The 19,731-nt window shown below is 73.5% G+C and carries 10 protein-coding genes and 1 pseudogene; 6 read left to right on the top strand and 5 right to left on the bottom strand.

The window, feature by feature from the left end; all coding sequences use genetic code 11:
• Nucleotides 1-156 precede the first annotated feature (156 nt).
• The 5 genes and pseudogenes from AB0N07_RS44560 to AB0N07_RS44580 form a co-directional block, all read right to left on the bottom strand.
• Nucleotides 157-1,935, bottom strand: a complete 1,779-nt coding sequence (locus AB0N07_RS44560) for a fatty acyl-AMP ligase (RefSeq protein ID WP_365845569.1) — start codon at nt 1,933-1,935, stop codon at nt 157-159.
• Nucleotides 1,936-1,960: 25 nt separating this feature from the next.
• On the bottom strand, nt 1,961-2,719 hold the full coding sequence (locus AB0N07_RS44565) for an alpha/beta fold hydrolase (protein WP_365845571.1): 759 nt from the start codon (nt 2,717-2,719) through the stop codon (nt 1,961-1,963).
• A 241-nt stretch (nt 2,720-2,960) separates the two neighbouring features.
• Complete coding sequence (locus AB0N07_RS44570) at nt 2,961-3,761, bottom strand: AfsR/SARP family transcriptional regulator (protein ID WP_365845573.1); 801 nt, start codon at nt 3,759-3,761, stop codon at nt 2,961-2,963.
• A gap of 338 nt (nt 3,762-4,099) precedes the next feature.
• Nucleotides 4,100-4,306, bottom strand: a pseudogene (locus AB0N07_RS44575) (macro domain-containing protein); the annotation flags it as partial.
• Nucleotides 4,307-4,526: 220 nt separating this feature from the next.
• Nucleotides 4,527-13,721 (bottom strand): beta-ketoacyl synthase N-terminal-like domain-containing protein, encoded by a 9,195-nt coding sequence (locus AB0N07_RS44580; protein WP_365845575.1) that lies wholly within the window; start codon nt 13,719-13,721, stop codon nt 4,527-4,529.
• 295 nt (nt 13,722-14,016) lie between these two features.
• Between AB0N07_RS44580 and AB0N07_RS44585 the strand changes: the two genes are divergently transcribed.
• From AB0N07_RS44585 to AB0N07_RS44610, 6 genes are all read left to right on the top strand, one after another.
• Nucleotides 14,017-14,856: an NAD(P)H-binding protein gene (locus AB0N07_RS44585; RefSeq protein WP_365845577.1), complete on the top strand. Its 840-nt coding sequence runs from the start codon at nt 14,017-14,019 to the stop codon at nt 14,854-14,856.
• Nucleotides 14,857-14,972: 116 nt separating this feature from the next.
• On the top strand, nt 14,973-15,860 hold the full coding sequence (locus tag AB0N07_RS44590; RefSeq protein ID WP_365845579.1) for an NmrA/HSCARG family protein: 888 nt from the start codon (nt 14,973-14,975) through the stop codon (nt 15,858-15,860).
• Nucleotides 15,861-15,982: 122 nt separating this feature from the next.
• Nucleotides 15,983-16,789: a TetR/AcrR family transcriptional regulator gene (locus tag AB0N07_RS44595; RefSeq protein WP_365845581.1), complete on the top strand. Its 807-nt coding sequence runs from the start codon at nt 15,983-15,985 to the stop codon at nt 16,787-16,789.
• A gap of 74 nt (nt 16,790-16,863) precedes the next feature.
• A complete protein-coding gene (locus AB0N07_RS44600) occupies nt 16,864-17,850 on the top strand; it encodes an ATP-binding cassette domain-containing protein (RefSeq protein WP_365845583.1) in 987 nt (328 codons plus the stop codon).
• The gene (locus AB0N07_RS44605; protein WP_365845585.1) at nt 17,847-18,692 is read left to right on the top strand and encodes an ABC transporter permease; all 846 of its coding nucleotides are present in this window, start codon (nt 17,847-17,849) and stop codon (nt 18,690-18,692) included. The genes AB0N07_RS44600 and AB0N07_RS44605 overlap by 4 nt, the downstream gene beginning before the upstream one ends.
• Nucleotides 18,693-18,847: 155 nt before the next feature.
• Nucleotides 18,848-19,615 (top strand): SDR family oxidoreductase, encoded by a 768-nt coding sequence (locus tag AB0N07_RS44610; protein WP_365845587.1) that lies wholly within the window; start codon nt 18,848-18,850, stop codon nt 19,613-19,615.
• The last annotated feature ends 116 nt before the right edge of the window (nt 19,616-19,731 follow it).

The raw sequence follows: 19,731 nt of genomic DNA on the forward strand, positions 1-19,731 counted from the left end.
GTGCCAGCGACCCGGCTAGCGCCACCCGACCGCGCTGCGCCGCCTCTCCCCGCGTGACCCGGGCCCCGGAGGGCTCCGGGCCCCCCCCGAACGGGTCCTCCGTTCCGGGCGGGGCCCGGTGTATGTGCCGTCGGCCGCGCAGCGCAGTGCCGCCGTTCAACCGACCGTCGCCGGCGTCCGCTCGGGCGGCTGCCGGACGTCCGGCTCGACCACGGCGTACAGCGTCTCGATCGCGCCCGTCAGGAACAGCCGCCGCATCAACGTGCGCTGGATCTTCCCGCTGGTGGTACGGCGGACCGTGCCGGGCGCGACCAGCAGGACGTTGCCCGCCGGCACCGCGAACTCCGCGGCGACCGCGGCCTGCACCCGTTCGACCAGCTCCCGCCCGCGTTCCCCGGCAGCCTGGTCGAGAGCCCCGCCCCCGACCTCCTGGACGACGACCAGACGTTCCCGGCCGCTGCTGCCCGACTGCACCGCGAAGGCCGCCCCCGTGCCCAGCACCGGATCCGCCGACCGGGCCGCGGACTCCACATCGTGCGGGTAGATGTTCCGGCCGTTGACCAGGATCATCTCCTTGAGCCTGCCCGTGACGTACAGCTGACCGTCGCACAGCGCGCCCAGGTCGCCCGTACGCAGCCAGCCACCGGCCGCCGGGTCCTCCTCGTCCGCCGGGCGGGCCCCGAAGGTCTCCGCCGTGGCGTCCGGACGTGCCCAGTACCCGTCGGCCACGCTCGGTCCACGCAGCCAGATCTCCCCCACCCGCCCGGGCGCCAGGGTCCGCGCGGTCCCGGGGTCGACGACGCGCACCTCGAAGTCCTCGGGGCTCACCACCCCGCTGCTCACCAGGGTCCGCGCCGCCGACTCCGTTACGGGCGCGGTGAGTTCGCCGTTCTCCAGGGCCGCCGCGTCGACCGACCGGGTGGCGGGCCGGATGCCGCGCGGGGTGCCCGACACCAACAGCGTCGTCTCGGCCATGCCGTAGCACGGGAAGAAGACCTCCGCCCGGAAGCCGGCCGGGGTGAACCGCCGGGTGAACGCGTCGATGGTGTCGGCGCGCACCGGCTCCGCCCCGTTGCAGGCCCGCTCCCAGCTGGAGAGGTCGAGCCGGGCCAGGTCGGCGTCCTTCACCCGCCGTACGCACATGGCGTACGCGAAGTCGGGACCGCCTCCGATGGAGATCCGGTGGTCGCCGATCATCTCCAGCCAGGCCACCGGGCGGCGCAGGAACGTGCCCGGGTCCATCAGCGCGGCCCGGGCGCCCAGCCACAGCGGCTGGAGCACATGCCCGATGAGGCCCATGTCGTGGTAGAGCGGCAGCCAGCTGCCGAAGCAGTCGTCGGCGCCGGCACCGAGGGCGCGCTGGATGGCGGCCTCGTTGGCCATCAGGTTGCGGTGGGAGACCATCACGCCCTTGGGTGCGCTGGTCGAACCCGAGGTGTACTGCAGGAAGGCCAGGTCGTCGGGGTGCAGCCCGGGGTCCCGCCACTGGCTCGCATCCCCCACCGGGCCGGCGTCGGTGGCCAGGCAGGGCACCCGCTCGGGACCCGTGCCGGCCAGCCAGGACTCGACGGCGGCGGCATGCCGGGAGGTGGTGAGCACCGCCCCGATCCGCGCGTCGGCGGCGATCCGGGACAGCCGGTCGAAGTGGCGTTCCCGGTCGGACGGCAGCGGCGCGGGGACGGCGACGGCGCCCGCGTACAGACAGCCGACGAAGGCCGTCACGAAGGACAGGTCCGAGGGATGGAGCAACAGCACCTGCCGCCCTGCCAGCCCGCGGTCCTGGAGCCAGGAGGCGATGCCCCTGGCCTGCCGGTCGAGTTCGGTGTACGTGAGCCGGTCGACGCCGGTGTCCCGGACGAAGGCGAAGGCCGGGGCGTCCCGGCGCTCCTCCGCCCGGGCCAACACCCGCTCTGTATAGGTTTCCTGACGGTTCATCATGTCCCTCCGGGGCGGGAGTCGGTCAGGCCGACAGGGCGTCCGCGAGCACCGGCGCGTCGGCGTACTGGCGGATGAGCGCGGCGAGCTCACGCAGGAAGCCGTCCTCGTGGGCGCGCATGAAGAAGTGCCCGCCGGACATCACCCGTACCTCGCAGCCGCGTCCGGCGTGGCGCCGCCAGGCGACCACCTCGGGCACCGACACCAGCCGGTCCCGTGCACCGACGAACAGATGCAGCGGCACCCGGACCGACTCGGCGTCCTGGGCGAAGGACGCCGTGCACAGCAGCAGGTCGTCGCGGGCGATGGGAAGAAGCGCGGCGAGGAAGTCCGGGTGGTCGAGGATCACGCGCGGGATGCCGCCCAACTCGGCGAGCCCCGCGACCAGTTCCTCGTCGCTGGCGCCCGGGTCCGCGATCTTCGGCGCGGGCAGATGGGGCGCACGGTAGGAGCTCAGGGCCAGGGCGAGCGGCAGCGTTGCGCCGCGCTGCTGGCGGCGGGCGGTCAGCGCGTAGGCGATCAGGGCGCCCATGCTGTGCCCGTAGAACACGTGCGGATGATCCAGCTCGGCGTCGAGCTGCTCGTCCAGGTCGGCGACGAGCGCGTCCAGATCGGTGAACCGGGGCTCGTTCATCCGGCCCTCGCGGCCGGGCAGTTGGACGGGCAGCACCCGGGCACCGGCGGCGTGCGCGTCGAGCCCGCGCTGCCAGCGCCGGTAGGCGGAGGCCCCGCCGCCCGCGTACGGGAAGCAGAACAGCCGCACTCCGGCCTCATCGGGGTCCATATCGGACGGGGAAGTCTGGGACAGGTAAAGCGTCATTCCGTTCCGCCTCGGGCTAGTCCGACGTCGGTGGCCGGCCGGGGCCGGCCCGCACTGCGCGGCCGACTGCGGCCGACCGGTGCGGGGGCGGACGTCCGGGCCCCGAGGTGCGGACACGGGCGGTTCACCTGCCCGACCGGCCGGACGCCTTCGACACACGGTCGAGCAGGCCCCGGCAGGCACGTCCCGAGGGTGGGGGGAACCGCTAAAAAACAGCCAAACCGGCGGTGGGCGGCTCCAGGGCGGGGTCGTCGCGGAGGATGGCGTGATGCAGCCGCTGGAGCCGCTGCGAGGGCTCGATACCGAGCTCACCGACCATGGCCGCACGCAGCCGCCGGTACACCTCCAGGGCCTCCCCGGAGCGGCTGCAGCGGTGCAGGGACACGATCAGCAGGGCATGCAGGCTCTCCTGAAGCGGGTAACGGGTGGTCAGCACGCCGAGCTCGCCGATCAGTTCGGCATGCCGCCCGAGCAGGAGATACGCACTCATCCGGCTCTCCAGGGCGCTGCGGCGCGCCTCGTCCAGGCGGCGCACCTCGGTCTGCAGCACCGATCCGGTCCGTACGTCGACCAGTGCGGGGCCGCGCCACACGGCCAGGGCCTTGTCCAGCAGGACCGCCGCCTCCTCGGCCTCGTGCCGGGCCAGTGCCTGCTGTCCGCGCAGCGTCATCCACTCGAACTCGCGGGCGTCCACGTCCACACCGGGGAGGTCCAGGACGTAGCCGGTGTGCGTACGGCTCAGCACCTCCTTCGCGTCCGGGCCGCCGGTCGGGACCAGTGCCGTGGACAGGGCGCGCCGCAGCTGCTTCACATACGTCTGCACCACCGCCGTGGGGCGGCCGGGTGTCTCGTCGCCCCACAGTTCCTGCACGATGGCGCCGAGAGACACGTGTCGTCCGAGGTTGGCCGCCAGTAACGCGAGCACCTGCCGCGGCTTCGCCGCGCTGGGCACCAGAGAAGTTCCGTTCACCGTCACCACGAGCGGTCCGAGGACTCCTACCTCCATCTCCGCTGCTCCTTCCACGCCGTCGAGACTCTCGACGGTCTCAATGGTGACGGTCGCATATGCGCCAAGTACGTCGACAGGGAAGAGTGCATGTGAGAGGGGTGAATCCGCGGGGGTGCGGCATGTGAGATCTTCACATCGCCCTGGTCACAAGCCTGGTCCGTCCACCTCGGGGACCCGTCCGCGGTGTCCCTCACCCGGCGTGCGGGCGGGAAGCGGGAGGGAGGAGGGCACGCGACTGCGCCATACGGCGACGAAGAGCGCCGGCCCGACCCGGTGCGGGGGGCGTGGAAGCGTCTCCTTGGGCATGCGGGTCAGGGCACGGGGCCGCGGCCGAGTCAGCGAGTCTGCGCGGCGAAGGCCTCGTGGGCCCACTCGTCGAAGAGTACGAACCGGGCCTCCTCGACCGCCGTGTCCGCGGCCCGTACCGTCTCCAGGGCGATGCGGGCCCCGTCGTCGATCGGCCGGCCGTGGATGCTCGTGGAGACGGCCGGGAACGCAACCGTCCGTGCACCCAACTCGTCCGCCACGCGCAGAGACTCCCGCCTCCGTCGCGCATCACGAGCTCCCTGCGTTCGGTCGTACTCGACGAGTCCCACCACTTGTGGATGCCGTACTCCGCTGCTGAGGGATGCCCGGCTTTGAACTCGGCTTCCAGCTGAGCCATTCGATCTGCTCACGGACCGGCAGATGGCCAACCTGGAAACCTGAGAGGGATCTGCGCCGGGAGCGGGCTGCCGGTGGTTGCCGGTGCACGAGTCCCGGTCAGTCCCCCTCCCCGTTCTCCGGCCCTGCCAGCTCGGCCTCCAGGAACGCCACGAGTTCGGCGGGCGTCGGGTGGTCGTACAGCAGCGTCGAGGGCAGGTCCAGGCCTGTCGCCTCCCCGATACGGTGGCGCAGTTCCAGGGCCCCCATCGAGGCCAGACCCACGTCGAAGAACTCCGTGTCACCACCGATCTCGGTGTGGGCCTCGTGTCCGAGCACCGCGGCCGCCTGCACGCGGACGAGTTCCAGCAGTGCCGCCCTGCGGTCCGCCTCGGACTCGGGCAGTGTCACGACCGCACCGCTCGCCCGCTGCTCCGTGGACCGCGGGTCGGCCGACGGTGTGGGTTGTGGGCGCCAGGCGCGCAGCGCCGGCAGCACCTCGCGCAGGGGTGCGTCGGGATCCACACCGAGCCGCGCGGCGAGCGTCTCGGCGTCCAGGTTCCCGCCCAGCCCTGCCAGCGGGTTCCCCGTGCCGGCGGGGTGGGCGGGCGGGGCGATCCAGTGGTGCGTGTGCTGGAAGGCGTACGGGGGGAGGGTCACCGGACGGGGCGGGAGCGGGCCCGCGAGCCGGGACCAGTCCGGCGTGGCGGTGTGTGCGTGCAGCTCGGCCAGGGCCGCGGTGAACGTCGTCGCCTCGTCCCGGCCGCGCCGCAACAGTGCCGTACGCCACCGCGCCGAGCCCGGTGTGGCCGCCGCCAGGGACGTCAGGGTCCCGGCCGGTCCCGCCTCCACCAGATGCGTCGCCCCCGCCCGGTGCACCTCCCGCACCGCGTCCAGGAACCGCACCGGCCCGCGCACCTGCTCCGCCCAGTACTCCGGGTCGGCCAGCTCACGGCGCCCGGCCGGCCGCCCGGTCACCGAACTCACCAGCGTGATCTCCGGCTCGGCGAACGCCAGCCCGGCGGCCACCTCGCCGATCCCCTGCGCGGCCCGTGCCATGGCGGGTGAGTGGAACGCCTGCCCCACCGGCAGTCGGCGCGAGCGCCGGAACCGCCCGGCCACCCGGGCGACCGCCTCCTCCTCACCGGCCAGCACCACGTCCAACGGCGAGTTCACCGCCGCCACGGACACCCCCGGCGTCAGCGCCGCCCGTACGTCTTCCACCGGCGCCCGCACCGCGACCATCGCCCCGGCCGGGGCCTGCTGCATCAACGTGCCCCGTGCCACGACCAGTTCGGCGGCGTCCGGCAGTGTCAGCACACCTGCACAGTGCGCCGCCGCCACCTCGCCCACCGAGTGACCGACCACCACCGACGGCCGGATCCCCGCCGCCTGCAGCAACCGGAACAGGCCCACCTCCAGCGCGAACACCGCGGCCTGCGCCCAGCGCGTCCGGCCCAGCAGCGCCTCGTCCAGGACGTCCGGGCCGCCCCGCTCGAGCCCCACCAGCGCCGCCGCCTCGTCGAACGCCTCGGCGAAGGCCGGGAACGCCGTGTACAGCCCCGACCCCATCCCGGCGTACAGGTCTCCCTGCCCGGAGAACATCAGGGCCACGCGGCCGTCGCCGTCGACGTGCCCCGTCTGCACCCCGATGGCGGACAGCCCTTCGGCCACCGCCTTCAGGCCGGCCAGATGGTTTCCGTCCCCCAGCAGGACGGCGGCCCGGTGCGGGTGGTGGGCCCGGCCGACGGCGAGGGCGTGTGCGGTGCCCGCGATGTCGGGGTCGGGCCGGGTGGTGAGCCGGTCGAGCAGGGCGCGGGCCTGGGCGCGCAGTGCGGCCGGGGTGCGGGCGGACAGCAGCAGCGGGATCGGGGCGGGTGTCTCCCGGTCCTCCGCCACGGCGGGTACTGCGGGCGCCTGTTCGAGAACGGCGTGACAGTTGGTGCCGCTGATCCCGAAGGCGGACACGGCCGCGCGCCGGGGGCGGTCGGTGTCCGGCCAGGGCCGGTCGGCGGTGGTCAGCGCGATGTCGCCGGCCGACCAGTCGACGTGCGGGGTGGGTTCCCCGACGTAGAGGGTCCGGGGTACGACGCCGTGCCGCATGGCCAGGATCATCTTGATGACGCCCGCCATGCCGGCGGCGGCCTGTGTGTGACCGAGGTTGGACTTCACCGAGCCGAGCAGCAGGGGCCGTTGACGGTGCTGCCCGTAGGTGGCCAGCAGCGCCTCCGCCTCGATCGGGTCGCCGAGCCGGGTGCCGGTGCCGTGCGCCTCCACCACGTCGACCTCGGCCGGCGCGAGGTTCGCCGCCTTCAGCGCGCGGCGGATGACCTGCTCCTGCGCACCCCTGCTCGGCGCGGTCAGGCCGTTGCTCGCCCCGTCCTGGTTGGCCGCCGTCCCCCGGACGACCGCCAGGACGGGGTGGCCCAGCCGCCGTGCCCGCGACAGCCGTTCGACGAGCAGCACTCCGACGCCCTCGGACCAGGCGGTGCCGTCCGCGTCCGCCGAGAACGGCTTGCACCGCCCGTCCGGTGCCAGCCCGCGCTGCCGGGAGAACTCCACGAAGATGCCCGGCGCGGCCATCACGGTGGCGCCGCCCACCACGGCCAGCGGGCACTCGCCGCTCCGCAGCGCCTGGACCGCCAGGTGCAGCGCCATCAGTGAACCCGAGCAGGCGGTGTCCACCGTCACGGCCGGTCCGGTGAGACCGTAGGTGTACGCGATCCGTCCCGAGGCGACGCTCATCGCCGTACCGGTCAGCGCGAACCCCTCCGCGTCCGGGTCCGCCTCGTGCAGCCGCGGCCCGTATTCCGTCCCGGTCGCGCCCACGAACACCCCGGTGCCGCTCCCGCGCAGCGAGGTCGGGTCGATGCCGGCCCGCTCCAGCGCCTCCCAGCACGTCTCCAGCAGCAGCCGCTGCTGCGGGTCCATCGCCCGCGCCTCACGGGGCGAGATCCCGAAGAACTGGTGGTCGAAGGCTCCGGCGTCCTGCAGGAAGCCCCCGGTGCGCACATACGACGTCCCGGCGTGCTCCGGGTCGGGATCGTAGAGGCGTTCCAGGTCCCAGCCCCGGTCCGTGGGAAAGTCCCCGACGACGTCGCGGCCGGACTCCAGCACCTCCCACAGGTCCTCCGGTGAGTGCACACCACCCGGGAAACGGCACGCCATTGCGACCACGACGACCGGATCGTCGCTCTCCGGCGCCGCCTGTGCCGCCGGTGTCCCGGGCGCCGGGGCCGGCTCTTCCGCCGGGACGTCGGAGTCGGCGGCGCGGAGGGTGTCGTACAGGAAGCGGGCCAGTGCCGCAGGCGTGGGATACGTGAAGACCAGCGTCGGCGGCAGTCGCAGCTCCGTGGCCGCGGCCAGCGTGTTGCGCAACCGGACGGCACCGAGGGAGTCCAGGCCCAGTTCCTTGAAGTTGCGGTCCTGCGGCACCTGGTCGGCCGAGTCATGGCCGAGGACGGCAGCGGCCCGGGCGCGGACGAGGTCCAGCAGCAGCCGCTCGCCCTCGTCGGCGGGCGCCCCGGCGACGAGCCGGCGCAGGTTGGTGGTCTCCTCGGGCGGGGTCTGCGGATCGGGGGCGGGGGCGGTGCCCCGGAGCGGGGCCTGCCAGAACCGGCTGCGCTGGAACCGGTACACCGGCAGCGGGAGATGACCGCCCCGCACCCCGGGCAGCAGCTCGAGGTCCACTCCGCGTACGACGAGGCCGGCGGCGGACTCGAGGAAGCGGCGCAGGCCGCCGTCCTCGCGTTGCAGCGTGCCGGTGACGACCGCTTCGGGGCATGTCTCCTCGACCGGGTAGGTCAGCACGGGGTGGGGGCTCATCTCCACGAAGGTGGTGAACCCCTGGTCGCCGAGGGTGCGTACGGCCTGTTCGAACCCCACGGTCTCGCGCAGGTTCCGGTACCAGTACGCGGCGTCGAGGGCGGCGGTCTCGACCCATGCTCCGGTCACCGTGGACAGGAACGGCACCAGGGGGGCCGTGGGCCGCAACTGGGCGAGCGCGTCTGCCAGTTCGGCGCGGATCGCCTCCACGTGCGCCGAGTGGGAGGCGTAGTCGACCGGAACCATGCGGTTGCGTACGCCCTGTTCGGTGAGGTAGGCAGCGAGCCGTTCCAGCGGGGCGCGGTCGCCCGAGACGACGACCGACGAGGGGCCGTTGACCGCGGCGACGGACAGCCCGTCGTCGAGCAGCTCAGCGATCGCGGCGGCGGACAGCCCCACGGAGAGCATGCCGCCGCGCCCGGACAGCGCCAGGATCACCCGGGAGCGCAGGGCCACCACCTTCGCGGCGTCCTCCAGGGACAGCGCGCCCGCGACGCAGGCGGCGGCGATCTCGCCCTGGGAGTGGCCCACGACGGCGTCGGGCTCCAGGCCGTGGGCCCGCCACAGCGCGGCGAGCGACACCATGACCGCCCACAGGGCGGGCTGGACGACGTCGACCCGCCGGAGGGCCTCGGTGTCGGAGAGCACCTCGGACAGGTCCCAGTCGACGTACGCGCCCAGCGCGGCCGCGCACTCGGCCATGCGCGCCGCGAACACGGGCGACTCGGCCGTCAGTGCGGTGGCCATGCCGGGCCACTGGGCACCCTGGCCGGGAAAGACGAAGACGACCCTGCCCGTCTCGCCCGCCGTGCCGACGACCGTGCCCTCGGCGTCGGTCTCGCCCGCGGCGAGCGCGGTCAGCCCGCGCAGCAGATCGTCCCGTCCGGTGGCGACGACGGCGGCCCGGTGGGTGTGCCGGGTGCGCCGGTACAGCAGCGCGTGGGCCACCTGGACGGGGGCCGCGTCCTGCTCCTCCAGGTGCGCGTGCAGGGCCGTCGCCTGGTCGCGCAGCGCGGCCGCGTCGCGCGCGGACAGCAGATACGGCACGGCAGCCGGGAGGGTCTCCGGGCCGGCCGGATGCCCTGTCTCCACGGGTTCGGGCGGGGCCTGTTCGAGGACGGCGTGGGCGTTGGTGCCGGAGATACCGAAGGCGGACACTCCGGCGCGGCGGGGCCGGCCCGGGGTATCCGGCCAGCGCTGCCCCTCGGTCGCGAGGGTGATCGAGCCGGAACTCCAGTCGGCGTGCGGCGTGGGCTCGTCGACGTGCAGGGTGCGCGGCACCCAGCCGTGGCCCATCGCCAGCACCAGCTTCATCATCGAGGCCATGCCGGCGGCGGCCTGGGCATGGCCCAGGTTGGACTTCACCGAGCCGAGCAGCAGGGGCCGTTGCCGGTGCTGCCCGTAGGTGGCCAACAGCGCCTCCGCCTCGATCGGGTCGCCGAGCCGGGTGCCGGTGCCGTGCGCCTCCACCACGTCGACCTCGGCCGGCGCGAGGTTCGCCGCCTTCAGCGCGCGGCGGATGACCTGCTCCTGCGCACCCCTGCTCGGCGCGGTCAGGCCGTTGCTGGCCCCGTCCTGGTTCAGGGCCGTCGAGCGCACCACGGCGAGGACCGGATGCCCGGCCGCCCGCGCCCGCGACAGGCGCTCCACCACCAGGACCCCGACGCCCTCGGACCAGGCGGTGCCGTCCGCGTCCGACGAGAAGGCCTTGCAGCGGCCGTCCGGGGCGAGGCCCCGCTGCCGGGAGAACTCCACGAACATTCCGGGAGTGGCCATCACGGTGGCGCCGCCCACCACGGCCAGCGGGCACTCGCCGCTCCGCACGGACTGGACGGCCAGGTGGAGTGCCACCAGCGACGAGGAGCACGCCGTGTCCACCGTCACCGCCGGCCCGCGCAGCCCCAGCACATAGGCGACGCGTCCCGACGCCACGCTCGGCGTCGTGCCCGTCAGCGCGTACCCTTCCGCCCCGGCCGCGGCGTCCGCCAGGCGCGGCCCGTACTCCGCCGCCGTGGCGCCGACGAACACGCCGGTGTCGCTCCCGTGCAGTGCGGTGGGGTCGATACCGGCCCGCTCCAGCGCCTCCCAGCACGTCTCCAGCAGCAGCCGCTGCTGCGGGTCCATCGCCCGCGCCTCGCGCGGAGAGATCCCGAAGAATCCGTGGTCGAACCAGGCCGCCCCGGCGAGGAAGCCGCCCTCGCGGACATACGACGTCCCCGGCCGCTCCGGGTCCGGATCGAACAGCTCCTCCAGGTCCCAGCCCCGGTCGGCGGGGAAGTCACCGATCACGTCGATGCCGGAGAACAGCATGTCCCACAGGTCCTCCGGGGAGTTCACCCCGCCGGGGAACCGGCAGCCGAGGCCCACCACGACGACGGGGTCGTCCGTGCCCTCCTCGGGCGTGGCACCTCCGGCGTCGGCCGTCACGGATTCCGCTGCGTCCTCTGAACCCCTGGCGGCGTCGGCGGACTCCTCACCTGCCAGGAACGCGGCGAGCGCCGCTGGTGTGGGATGGTCGTACACCGAGGTCGCAGGCAGCGCGCGTCCGGTGGCTTCGGCGAGGCGCTCAGCGAGCTCCACCCCGGACAGCGAGTCGAATCCCAGGTCCTTGAAACTCCGGTCCGGCGCAACGGCGTCGGCGCGGTCGTGCCCGAGCACGGCGGCCGTGTGGGCACGCACGAGCTGCCGAAGCCCGGCGCCACCGATGCCGGCCCGCCGGGAGGACGCCGGCTCGGGACCGGCCTCAGCCCCTTGAGAGACAACGGCCTGCTCGGCGCCCACCACCGGCTGAGCCGCTTCGGCCCCCTTCGCCACCTGTCCGGTCTCTTCCGCCGTCTCCGGCCGCTCCCCGCTCTCCCGCACGGCCACCGTCTGTTCCGTGGGTGCGGTGAACCAGTACGGGGAGCGCTGGAAGGGGTAGGTCGGTAGGGGTGCCGGGTGTGGTGGCCGGGGGCCGGTCAGGCGGGACCAGTCCGGTGTGAGGGAGTGGGTGTGCAGGTCGGCCAGGGCCGCGGTGAACGTGGTCTCCTCGTCCCGGCCGCGCCGCAGCAGCGCCGTCGCCCGCACCCCCGACCCGCTCAGGGTGGCCGACGCCAGCGATGTCAGGGTCCCGGACGGTCCCGCCTCCACCAGATGGACCGTCCCCAGCCGTCGCACCTCGCGAACGGCCTCGGCGAACAGCACCGGAGCCTCGACCTGCCGCGCCCAGTACCCCGGATCGGCCAGCTCCGCCCTGCCCACGGCCCGTCCGGTCACGGTGCTCACCATGGTGAGCACCGGCTCATGGAACGACAGACCGGCCGCCACTTCCCGCAGTCCCTGCCCGGCGGCCGCCATCGCCGGCGAGTGGAACGCCTGCCCCACCGGAAGCCGCCGGGTCCGTGCGAACCGCCCCATGACCTCCCGTACGGCGTCCTCCTCGCCCGAAACGACCACGTCCGTCGGCGAGTTCACCGCCGCGACCGTCACTCCGGGCTCCAGAGCGGCCCGCACCTCCTCCTCCGGTGCCCGCACCGCCACCATCGCCCCCTGCGGCGCCTGTCCCATCAGCCGCCCCCGCGCCACGACCAGCCGCGCGGCCTCCTCCAGTGACAGCGCACCCGCACCATGCGCCGCCGCCACTTCCCCCACGGAGTGCCCCACGACCACCGAGGGCCGGACCCCGGCGTCCGCCAGCAGGCGCACCAGTGCGACCTGCAGCGCGAAGACCCCCGCCTGCACCCACCGCGTGCCCCGCTCCGCCGCGTCGCCCATGGCACCGGGCCCACCGGCCGGCAGACCCACCAGTCCCGCCGCCTCCTCGAACGCCTCGGCGAACACCGGAAACGCCCGGTACAGACCGGAGCCCACCCCCACCAGCGCATCGCCCTGGCCCGAGAACATGAGGCCCACCCCGCCGTCGCCGTCCACGCGCCCGGCCCGCACACCGGCGGACATGCCGCCCGCCGCCAGCGTGTCCAGCGCTTCGACCACCGTCGCGCGGTCCCCGGACGACGGCACGGCGGCCCGGTGGGCGAAGTGGGTACGGCCGACCGCCAGGGCGTGCGCCACCCCCGGCAGGTCCGCGCCGGCCGCCACCGCCTCGCGCACCCGTTCCGCCTGGGCGCGCAGCGCCTGTGCGGAACGGCCCGACAGGAGCAGCGGCGGCTGAAGGCGCGGACACTCCCCTCCCGGCTCCTCGGTGTCAGGTGCCTGTTCGAGCACGAGGTGGCAGTTGGTGCCGCCCATGCCGAACGAGGAGACCCCCGCCACCAGGGGGCGTTCGGGCTCGGGCCAGCTGCCGAAGGCGCGCACGACGTCCAGGCCCAGCTCGTCCAGCGGAATGCGTGGGGAGGGTGTCACGAAGTTGAGGCTGGCCGGGAGGCGGCGGCGGTGCACGCTGAGCGCGGCCTTGACGAGCCCGGCGATCCCGGCCGCGCCCTCCAGATGCCCGATGTTGGTCTTCACCGAGCCGACCATCAGCGGTCGGCGGCGGCCCTCGGCCCGTCCCAGCGCGGCACCCAGAGCCGCCGCCTCGACGGGGTCGCCGACCCGGGTGCCGGTGCCGTGCAGTTCGACGTACTGCGCCTCGGCGGGGTCGATGCCGGCGCGGGCGTACGCCTCGGTGAGCACGGCGGCCTGTGTCTGGGCGCCGGGCACGGTCAGGCCCTCGGTGGCCCCGTCGTTGTTGACCGCGCCGCCCCGGATGACGCAGTAGACGCGGTCGCCGTCGGCCAGGGCGCGCCGCAACGGCTTGAGGACGACCACGGCGCCGCCCTCCCCGCGGACGTAGCCGTCGGCCCGGGCGTCGAAGGCGCGGCACACCCCGGACGGCGAGAGCCCGCCGAAGCGTTCGTTGCCGAGCGTGGTGCGCGCGGACAGGGCGAGGCTGACTCCTCCGGCGAGAGCGAGGTCGCAATCACCGCCGCGCAGGCTCTGCGCGGCGAGGTGGACCGCCACCAGGGAGGAGGACTGGGCGGAGTCGACGGTCAGGCTGGGACCGCGCAGCCCGAGCACATACGACAGCCGGCCGGCGATGACGCCGCGGCTCAGCCCGGTGACGGTGTGCCTGCCGACCGCCTCGGGGCCGGCCCGGTGCACGAGGGTGGCGTAGTCGTCCCAGATCGCGCCGACGTACACGCCGGTGCGGCCGGCCGCCAGGGTCGCCGGGACGATCAGCGCGTCCTCCAGCGCCTCCCAGCCCAGTTCGAGCATGAGCCGCTGCTGCGGGTCCATCTCCCGGGCCTCGCGCGGGGAGATCCCGAAGAACTCCGCGTCGAAGGCGTCGACGCGGTCGAGGAAGCCGCCGCGGCGCACGGTGTGGTCCGCCGGCTCCCAGCGTCCGGGCGGCACCTCGCCGATGGCTTCGGTGCCGCCGGCGAGCAGCCGCCAGAAGGCCTCGGGGTCGGGGGCGCCGGGCAGCCGGCACGACATCCCGACGATCGCGATCGGGTCGTGGCCGAAGTGATGGTCGAGGAACCCGTTCACCGATGCGCCTGCGCTGCTGACCACATGGACCTCCCCGTGACACCGCACTGCGAGCGAGCACATTCGCCATGAGCCTATGAGCGAAATGCGTCCGGTCACCGGCAGTTTCACCGGCAGTTCCAGCACGACCGGAACACCAGCGGTCTTCAAGTGCTTTCCGAAGAAGACGCGATGTCCGCCACATATTGTCGACTCCCAGGATTCAAGGGCTGGTTGAGCTTCGATGCCGGTCCGCGCAACCCCCGGCCGCTACGGGATGCGACGGGAATTGCAGCGGGCTGCTTTCTTGGAAAACGACGGCTCCGTGAGGGGAATGGGAATGCTCCTGGTAACCGGCGCAACCGGCAAAGTCGGCCGGCATGTGGTGCGGAATCTGGCGGGGCGCGGAATTCAGGTGCGGGCGCTGAGCCGCCGGCCCGGCGAGGCGGATCTGCCCGAGAGCGTGGAGGTGGTGCCCGGCAGCCCCGAGGACCCGGCATCGGTGGCTGCGGCACTGCACGGCGTGGAGCGGGCGTTCGTGGTGCTGGTCGGCGACGTCGAGGCGCAGGCGGCGGGGTTCGCCGAGGCGGCCCGTGCGGCGGGGGCGCTGAAGCACGTGGTGCTGCTGTCGTCGTCCGCCGTGGTGCATCCGCTGCAGCACCGGATCCGGGCCGAGCACGAGGCCGCCGAGCGGATCGTCGGGGCGGCGGTGCCCTCCCTGACGGTGCTGCGCCCCGGCCCCTTCCACTCCAACGCGCTGTGGTGGGCGGCCTCCATACGGGACGAGGGGCGGGTCCGCTGCCTGGTGGGCGACAATCCGGGGGCGCCGGTCGACCCCGCCGACGTCGCCGGCGTGGGGGTGGCCGCACTGTCCCCGGAGCACGCCGGGCGGGTGTACGAGCTGACCGGGCCGCAGGTGCTGAGCTCCGCCGACCAGACGCGGATCCTCGGTGAACTCCTGGGCCGCAGGCTCGACTTCGCGGTGGCCACCGAGGAGGAGACCGTCGCGATGTTCACCGCGATCACCGGCGACCGCGGCACGGCCGAGGGCAATGTGCGCGCCCTGCGCAGCCGCCGGGTGCCGTGGGCGCGGGTGCGGCCGGCGGTCGACGAGGTGCTGGGCAGGCCGGCCCGCCCGTTCCGCGACTGGGCCGCCGAGCATCTGGCGGCCTACCGCTGACCGACCGCAGCCGGACCCGTACGACCGGGGCGACGCCCGCCCCGCACTCTCCGAGCGCGACGCCCGACGCGGGGCGTGGCTCGCGAAGCCTCCGCCGTCGAACGAAAGGGACCGCCATGTCGAACCGACGCACGATACTGGTCACCGGGGCCACCGGCCTCCAGGGCGGCGCGACCGCGCGCGCCCTGCTGCACCGCGGGCACCCGGTGCGGGCCCTGGTCCGCACGCCCGACTCCCCCGCCGCGCTGGAACTGGCGGCCCGCGGTGCCGAGCTGGTCCGCGGCGATCTCGACGACCCCCGCTCGCTGCGCCGGGCCATGACCGACGTGGACGGCGTGTTCAGCGTGCAGACCTTCATGACGGACGCCGGGGTCGGCGGCGAGGTCCGGCAGGGGCGTGCACTGGCACAGGCTGCGGCCGACACGGGTGTGCCGCACGTGGTGTACTCGTCGGTGGGCGGGGCCGAACGGTCCAGCGGTGTCCCGCACTTCGAGTCGAAGCGGGCGGTGGAGCGCCGCCTCGAGGAGCTGGGCGTGCCGCACACGGTGCTGCGGCCGACGTTCTTCATGGACAACTTCGCGGCGCATCCGCCGCAGGTCGAGGACGGCACCCTGGTGCTGCGGCTGGCGCTGCGCCCGTCCACCCGGGTGCAGCTGATCGCGAGCGAGGACATCGGCGCGTTCGCCGCGGACGCCTTCGAGCGGCCCGAGGAGTATCTGGGCCGGGCGGTGGAACTGGCGGGCGACGAACTGACCGCCGGTGAGATCGCCGAGGCGCTGGGCGCGGCGGCCGGTCTGCCGGCCCGCTTCGAGCCGCTGTCGCCGTCCGATGTGGCCGCGAACCCGCACATCCCGTTCGCCGCCGAGATCTCCCTGATGTTCGAGTGGTTCCAGACGGACGGCTACCGGGCCGACATCCCGGCGCTGCGTCTGCGCCGCCCCGGCCTGCTGAGCTTCCCGAGCTGGCTGGCCACGGCGGACCGGAAGCCCTCCGTGCCGGCCTGAGCCGCCACATCCCGCGCAGCACCACCGGGGCACCGCGCGCGCCTGTCAGGGCCGTGTGCGGTGCCTTTTTCGAAACATGTTCCGTACTATGTACGGTACGGCATACGGAGCGAGGGAGGACGATGAGCAGGGGTTACCGGTTCAACGGGGCGGCGGACAGCCTGGCCCTGCTGTGGGGTGCGCAGGATCGCTCGGGACGGCGCACCCGGTCGAACCTCAGCCTGGACAAGATCGTCACTTCGGCCGTGGAACTGGCGGACACCGAGGGACTGGCCGCACTGTCCATGCGTCGGGTCGCCGAGCGGCTCGGCATCGGCACCATGACGCTCTACACCTATCTGCCGGGCAAGGACGAGCTGATCGACCTGATGCTCGACTCCTGTTACGGCGAGACCGTGCCGGCCCGCACCCCGCCCGGAAACTGGCGCGTCCGCCTGGAGAACATCGCCCACCGGGGCTGGGAGCTCTACGAGCGCCACCCCTGGATGCTCCAGGTGCCGCGCGCGCGTCCGGCACTGGGTCCGGGCGCGACCGCCAAGTACGAGCACGAACTCAGCACGGTCGCCGGCATCGGACTCACCGAGATCGAGATGGACCTGGTGGTCAACCTGGTCACCGGCCATGTCGAGGGCACCGCACGGCGACGCCTGGAGGCCGCCCAGACCGAGCAGAGCACCGGCATGACCGACCAGCAGTGGTGGGAGGCGAACGGCCCGATGCTCCGGACGGTCGCCGACGCGGAGCGCTTTCCGCTCGCCGCCCGGGTCGGCGAGGTCACCGGCGAGGCGTACGGCGGAGTCTTCGCTCCGGCCCGGGCCTTCGAGTTCGGTCTGCACCGGGTCCTGGACGGCGTCCAGAGCTTCATCGACAGCCGGACACAAGGGACCCCGATGGCCGGAACGCACCCCCCCGGAAAAACTGACGTTTAACTCCGTATGCTGTACGGTACCTAATACGGTACGGTGTACGAGCAACGCGATCGAAAGACGGCGAAGGGATCGCAGTGAGTTCAAGCAACCTGGCTGTGGTGGCCGAAGGCCTCCGCAAGCGCTACGGGGACACGTACGCCCTGGACGGGTTCGACATCACGATTCCGCAGGGCACGGTGTGCGGCCTCCTCGGACCCAACGGGGCGGGCAAGACCACTTCGGTACGGATCCTGTCCACACTGCTGCGACTCGACGGCGGCCGGGCCGAGGTCGCCGGCTACGACGTGGCGAGGCGGCCCGACCAGGTACGCAAGCGCATCGGCCTGGTGGGACAGAGCGCGGCGGTGGACGAGGTCCTCAGCGGCTATCAGAACCTGGTGATGTTCGGAAGGCTCTATCACCTCGGGACCACGGCGGCGAAGGTCCGGGCCACCGAGATGCTCCAGCAGTTCCGGCTGGCGGACACCGGCAACAAGCCGGTCAAGGCCTACTCCGGAGGCATGCGGCGCCGGCTCGACCTGGCGGCGAGCATGCTGCTGGCCCCTGCCGTGCTCTTCCTCGACGAACCGACCGTGGGCCTCGACCCGCGCAGCCGCAACGAGGTGTGGCAGTGCATCCGCGACCTGGTCGGCATGGGCACCACGGTGCTGCTCACTACCCAGTACCTGGACGAGGCCGACCAGCTCGCCTCGCAGATCAATGTGATCGACACCGGCCGGGTCATCGCCGAGGGCACACCGAGCGAGCTGAAGTCCAGGATCGGCGGCGACCGCATCGAGTTCGTGGTGCACGACCAGCACGAGCTGGGCAGGGGTGCCGCCGCGGTCTCCCGCCTCGGCATCGCCGAGCCGGTGATCGACGAGGACAAGCGGCAGATCGGCGTGCAGGTGGCGGACAAGTCGACCGCGCTGCCCGAGGCGGTGCGGCTGCTCGACGAGGCGGGCATCGCCATCGACGACATGACCCTGCGCCGGCCCACCCTGGACGAGGTCTTCCTGCACCTCACCGGGCACCACGCGGAACGGCGCGCCGAGAAGGCGGACGAGGAGGTCACCGCATGAGCACGAGCACCGCGGCGGCGCGGCCCGCGCCCGCACTCTCGGACACCCCGACCGGCGGCCTGCGCTGGGCACTGGCCGACGGCTGGACCCTCACCCGGCGGGCCCTGTCCCACTGGCAGCGCAGCCCGGGGCCGGTGATCTTCTCGCTGGTCTTCAACGTCCTCATCGTGCTGATGTTCGCCTACCTGTTCGGCGGCGCGATGCAGGTGCCGGGCGGCGGCAGGTACCGGGACTTCCTGATGCCCGGCATGTTCACCATGACCATGCTGTTCGGCATCGGACTCACCACGCTCGCGGTGACGTCCGACGTCGACAAGGGCGTCACCGACCGCTTCCGCTCCATGCCGATGTCGTCCTCCGCGGTGCTCATCGGGCGGGCCGTTGCGGACATGCTGTTCTCGGTGCTCACGCTGAGCGTGATGCTCGTGGCGGGCCTGGTCATCGGCTGGCGCAACCACGGCACGGCGGGCGACTTCCTCGCGGCCATCGGGCTCATCCTGCTGCTGCGGTTCGCCCTCATCTGGATCGGCGTCTACCTGGGACTGTCCATGTCCAGCCAGGAGGCGGTCAGCGGGGTGCAGACCCTGGAGTTCCCGATCGGCTTCCTGTCGGGCACATTCGTGGCCACCAGCACCATGCCCGACTGGCTGGGCACGGTGGCCGACTGGAACCCGCTGTCGTCGACGGTCAACGCCACCCGGGACCTGTTCGGCACCCCCGGGGTCGCCTCCGGCTCCTGGATCACCGACCACTCGATGCTGATGGCGGTGGTGTGGCCGGTCGCACTGCTGCTGATCTTCTTCCCGCTCTCCGTGCGGGCCTTCCAGAGGCTCGGCCGCTGACCGCGGCGCGCTGACGGCACGGACACCGACGGCTGCCCGGCCTCTCCTCCCCCGCGGGGCTGCGCAGCTCCGCCGCACCCGCACCCGTACCCCGGGTGCGGGTGCGGTCTTTGTCGTACGACCGGATTTCGAGCGGCCCCGCCTAGCGTCGGGTCATGTCGATCCCTGAAGCACACACCTCACCCCGCAGGGTGGTCGTCACCGGCGCGGGTACCGGCATCGGCCGGGCCACGGCGCAGGCCTTCGCGGCACGCGGTGACCACGTCCTCGTCGTCGGCCGCACCAAGGCCGCCCTCGACGAGACGGCCGCCGGCCACGACCGCGTCCATGTCCTCCCGCTGGACATCTCCGGCCCCGACGCCCCCACGACGGTGACCGAGACCGCCCGGCGCGCCCTCGGCGGCATCGACGTCCTGGTCAACAACGCGGCGCTCCCCGGCTTCCAGAACCTGGCCGAGCTCGACGAGCAGACCGCGCGCGAGCAGATAGCGACCAACCTCCTCGCCCCGATCCTCCTCACCCGGGCCGCGCTGCCCGACCTCGAGGCCGCGCGCGGTCTGGTGCTCAACATCGGGTCCGCGGGCGCCATCGGGGTGCGCGCCATGCCCGGCAGCTCGGTGTACGCGGCCACGAAGGCGGCCCTCGACTCGCTGACCCGCAGCTGGGCCATGGAGCTCGGGCCGCTCGGGATCAGGGTGGTGTCGCTCGCCCCCGGACTGGTCGACACCGGCGTCGGCGTGCGCGCCGGCATGCCGCAGGAGGCCTACGAGGCCTTCCTCGAGCGGATGAGCGGCCAGGTCCCGACGCGCAGGATCGGCACGCCGGAAGAGATCGCCTGGTGGATCGTCACCCTCTCCGAGCCGTCCGCCGCGTACGCCAACGGCTCCCTCTTCGCCGTCGACGGCGGACTGTCGGTGACCTGACGCAACGGCACACGCCTGTCGGCCCGGGGGGCCCCGCGCGGGGGGGGGGGCGCCAGCGTGTATAGAGGGCCCGGCGTGAGGCTAAGGCGACGCCACCCGGGGGGCCGCGATGGGGC

The sequence above is a fragment of the Streptomyces sp. NPDC051172 genome, from assembly GCF_040682555.1.
Lineage (GTDB): Bacteria > Actinomycetota > Actinomycetes > Streptomycetales > Streptomycetaceae > Streptomyces.

Excerpts from the sequence above, each read along its gene's own strand:
- AB0N07_RS44610 (WP_365845587.1), top strand. The coding sequence starts at position 18,848 with ATGTCGATCCCTGAAGCACACACCTCACCCCGCAGGGTGGTCGTCACC.
- AB0N07_RS44560 (WP_365845569.1), bottom strand. The coding sequence starts at position 1,935 with ATGAACCGTCAGGAAACCTATACAGAGCGGGTGTTGGCCCGGGCGGAG.
- AB0N07_RS44605 (WP_365845585.1), top strand. The coding sequence starts at position 17,847 with ATGAGCACGAGCACCGCGGCGGCGCGGCCCGCGCCCGCACTCTCGGAC.
- AB0N07_RS44595 (WP_365845581.1), top strand. The coding sequence starts at position 15,983 with ATGAGCAGGGGTTACCGGTTCAACGGGGCGGCGGACAGCCTGGCCCTG.
- AB0N07_RS44585 (WP_365845577.1), top strand. The coding sequence starts at position 14,017 with ATGCTCCTGGTAACCGGCGCAACCGGCAAAGTCGGCCGGCATGTGGTG.
- AB0N07_RS44590 (WP_365845579.1), top strand. The coding sequence starts at position 14,973 with ATGTCGAACCGACGCACGATACTGGTCACCGGGGCCACCGGCCTCCAG.
- AB0N07_RS44565 (WP_365845571.1), bottom strand. The coding sequence starts at position 2,719 with ATGGACCCCGATGAGGCCGGAGTGCGGCTGTTCTGCTTCCCGTACGCG.
- AB0N07_RS44570 (WP_365845573.1), bottom strand. The coding sequence starts at position 3,761 with ATGGAGGTAGGAGTCCTCGGACCGCTCGTGGTGACGGTGAACGGAACT.